Source organism: Dolichospermum sp. LEGE 00246 (assembly GCF_015207865.1).
In the GTDB taxonomy this organism is placed as follows: domain Bacteria; phylum Cyanobacteriota; class Cyanobacteriia; order Cyanobacteriales; family Nostocaceae; genus Dolichospermum; species Dolichospermum heterosporum.
On sequence record NZ_JADEWA010000464.1, the window covers coordinates 1 to 4,280 of the forward strand.

General features: G+C 35.7%; 2 protein-coding genes. Both read right to left on the bottom strand.

Annotated features, from left to right (window positions below; translation table 11 throughout):
• Positions 1–323 precede the first annotated feature (323 nt).
• Complete coding sequence (locus tag IQ228_RS22160; protein ID WP_193964453.1) at positions 324–2,444, bottom strand: protein kinase; 2,121 nt, start codon at positions 2,442–2,444, stop codon at positions 324–326.
• 59 nt (positions 2,445–2,503) lie between these two features.
• Positions 2,504–4,207: a PP2C family serine/threonine-protein phosphatase gene (locus tag IQ228_RS22165; RefSeq protein WP_193964454.1), complete on the bottom strand. Its 1,704-nt coding sequence runs from the start codon at positions 4,205–4,207 to the stop codon at positions 2,504–2,506.
• Positions 4,208–4,280: the final 73 nt, after the last annotated feature.

Genomic DNA, 4,280 nt, shown 5'->3' on the forward strand with positions numbered 1-4,280 from the left:
AGCTCAAATCCCTACCACATCTCGTTCCTAGTCTCTGACTAGGAATGCAGTTGATGAGGCTCTGCCTCTAATATCATTGAAGGCAGAGCCTTCTAGAATTCATTCCCAGTCAGAGACTGGGAATGAGACGAATTTCCGGGTTATTTAGTCATCTTCAGATGACTTCTGCTATGAGACTGGGAATATGGCTAACGCCACGCTACGCTATCATTCCCAGGCGGGCTAAAGGTTTTACGTTAAGTTGACACCAATAAGCTCTTGCTTTGCCTCTACCCACAGAATCAAATTATTAAGCCGTGTTGAGTATAAATGATGAATTCATATTAGAAGTCGGAGATCTGGAGTCCTACCAATTGAAAAGCCTGTTTAATACCTACATTCATTGGTAATTTTTGTTCTTTTGCATATAATTCTGTAGCTTTACTATAAGCAGATAACATTTCTCGGCAGTTTTCTACCTGTCCATCTTGACCTTTAATATTCAGCAATACCCAACCTAAATTATGATAGGCTTCAGCATAAATAGGATGATACTTAATTGCTTTTTCAAGATATAACCTTGCCTTCTGCCATTCTCCTATTTGGGCATATAAAGTACCGAGACGAAATAAAATAAAGGCTTGAGGCGTAAATTTTTGTAGATAATTGTCATAGATTTGAATAGCACTTTGATAATTTTGTAAATTTTCCTGAGTAATAGCGTGATTAATTAATACCCAATCTATCATTGATGCTTGATGACTGGCTTTTTCAAAACTGCTGATAGCATCTTGCCATAAATATTTAGTTGCTTGTTTCCAACCTTTTAAACCCCAAGCTATAGCACTATCAGGAACTTGATTAATGAATTCTTCAATTCTTCTATCTACATCATTAGCTTGTTTAGTGACAACGGCTTTTTCTAAAGCTATAATTAAATAGGGATATAGGCTAGATTGTAACTTTTTTCCATGACTATTTTGCTGATTCTGTAATTTAAATATTGCTTGTGTAGCTGCACGAATAGTTAATTTCCATTCTTGTTGCTGTACATATATCCAAGCTTGCAAACCCAAAGCAAAGGTAGAATCAGGCTGTAATTGCAATGCTTTATTTACTGTATTCTCTGCGTCTTCCCATTTACTAGATTTACCTAATGCCCAAGCAAAATTAGCTTGTATCCAAGGCTCACGAGGAGCTAAATTAACGGCTTGCTGTAAATTCTTAACTGCTTCTTGCCAATTTTTTCGACGGCAATTAATCAGTCCTAAAATGCCATAACCTCTGCCATCATTGGGTTGTAATCGAATGGCTATTTGTGCGGCTATTTCTGCTTGTTGATCATCAAGATATATTTGTAATAATGCTAGTTCTACGGCTGCTTCTCCATGATCTGGTGCTAGTTGCAAATATTTTTGATATGCTTGAACGGCATCAGCTAGTTGACCTTGTTTGACTAATTCTTTGGCGCGTTGATGTTGAGGAGAAATAAATTTACCTTGAAGTGCATTAATTAATTCATCAGCCGTTTGAAATCTATCCTCTACTCTAAATTGCATTCCTGTGAGAATAACTTTTTCTATTAAAGAACTTAAATCAGGGCGTAGTTGTTGGGGTGAAACTAATTTATCTACTGAACTACCTTGTAAAAAAGCACTGGCTCTATCTGTGGCTTCTATTGGTAATTTTCCCGTTAATAATTCATACATTGATGCACATAAAGCATAAAGGTCTGTACTAGGAAAACGCTTACTTTTTTGAATATATTGTTCATAAGGTGCATATCCAGGGGTTAATATTCGGGTCATATCCCCAGTTTGACCGGCAATAAATTCCCTAGCTGCGCCAAAATCAATTAATACAGCTTTATCGGGAGGGACAATAATAATATTTTCTGGTTTGATGTCTCGATGCAGTAAATTATGACTATGAATAACTTTTAAAGCCTCAGCAATTTGTACAAAATAATTTTTAACTCGATTTTCTGCTAGTGGTCCTGTTTCTAGCAATATTTTATCTAATGATTTACCAACAAGTAATTCCATTACCATGTATGCGGTATCATTTTCTGTAAACCACTCATAAATTTTGGCGATATGAGGATGAACACATTTTTGTAAATAGTTAGCCTCTAATTGAAACTGTTGCAGTTGTTGTTGACGCTGCATAGGGGTAATGGACATTGGCCACAAAACTGTATTACCTTGTCTAGCAGCATTTTCTGGCCATAATTCTTTAATGGCAACTTTGGTAGAGTTGGAGATATAAGTGGCTGCATAAGTAATACCAAACCCACCTTGTCCTAATATGTTATCTATTCTATATCTGCCATTCCCTAATAATGTTCCTGGGGATAAATGCAGATTTGATGTAGTGGAAGAGGAGGTTAAAGGTGTACCGCAAGCGATACAGCTAGTTTCATGATCATAGTTATCTGTGAGACAGGTTGGACATTGAATAGACATAATTGATAATTGGTAATTAATGAGAATAAGATCCCCGACTTCTTTAAGAAGTCGGGGATCTATGAATTGATTAAAAATTGTAATGCTAAAAGGGTGGCGTTATCAGATGCACCACGTTCTAAAACTTTATTAATAGTCAAATCAACTGATTTTTGTAGGTTTTGATCAGGGGTGAAAATTTCCGCTATTTCGTTTTTAGGAACTAAGTCCCAAACCCCATCAGAACATAGTAAAATAATATCTTCATGTTCTAATTTCATAGATAATTCTGGAGTAGTTTGTTTTAGATCTTGGACGTAACCATCACTTAATCTGCGTTTTGTACCGATGGATTTTGTGAGAATATTTCTATCTGGGTGATCTAAACTTTCAGCTTCTGTAATCTGTTCACTGGCTACTAACATGGCAACTAGAGAATGATCTTGACTGAGTTGTTTTATTTGTCCTTGACGTAGTAAGTAAATGCGACTATCACCAACATGACTAATTATTAATTGTTGGGATATGGCGAATATGACGCTGAGGGTTGTTCCTCCATCTTTAAGTTGATTTGATACTGTTTCGTTGGCTTGAATAAATAGGTTTTCTAGCCATTCTTGGTATTGTTCTATAGTTTGATTTTGGAAAAAGATGGGTGTTTCTAAAACTGTTTTTATTGCTAATTGACTGGCTAATTCGCCTTGAGACATTCCTCCCATACCATCAGCGATCGCAGCTAGGAGGATGGTTTCTCTATCACTGATTTTCTGTTGTTTAATGCCATAGTTATCTTCATTTTGTAAACGGTTTATTGATAGTCCAACGGTAGAAATACTGGCTATTTGCCAGTTAATTTTGGGTGTGCTAATGTTTTGGCGGGTGCGAACTAATATTTTTAATAGTTGTTCTAGAGGAAATCTTTCTTCTGGTAGGGAAGATAAACAAATCTTGAGAATTTGATAAATAATAGGAATGGGATTAATTTGTATTTCTATGGTTTGGTCTGTTGATAGGGTTTGTTTGTGAATTATCTGATATAATAATGCTGCAACTGTATAACTACTCATTGTTTCATGAATAGGATTTTTACAGTATGCTAATTCGGGGGCGCAATAAGTTCCTATTAACCCAGAATTGAGAGTTTCACCCAAGGGATAGGCACTGGTAAGGTCGAAAAATTGTATAGGTGTTCCCATTTGAATAAATTGGGGAAGGATATTGATAAAACACCATCCTCTTTGATGAAGATAGCGGCATAATTGACATATTTGGCTGGTTAAGAATATTGATTCTTCTAAAGAATGTGCGGTTTTTAGCCAAGTTTCTAGGGTTTGATTTTCCTTGGGAAGGTAGGTAATAAGGAGAAGTTTTTGATTTGATATATTGGTGCTGATTTCTGTTTCTGGATAATATTCATCTTCTAAATATTCTTTTTGCAAATATTCTGAAGCTGTATCTATTTCTGGGATAGGAGAAAAGATAGTTGCAATTTCTGGTATATTTTGGGGTTTAATCTCAATAGTTATATTGTCCTGGCTATGTGCAAGTAGTTCGGTAACGAGTTTGTAATCACCTAGTCTTTTTCTCAGTTCTAGTTCTCGGTTGAGTGCGCTGTTAGTTGCACCTATTCTCAGTAAACCTGGTTTTTCAGATATGATATTGACTTGAAAGTAATAAATATCAGGTGTGAGTTGTCCTAAATAGGAGATGATTTCTATTTGCAGGTTATCTATTCGAAAACAGATGTTTTCTTTAATTATTAGTGGGTTTTGATTTGTATTCATAGATTCGCAGTCAGTATAGCAGTAGATGACCAGATCACACCGTTTTATTTTAAGAATTACCCCTCCCTAACCC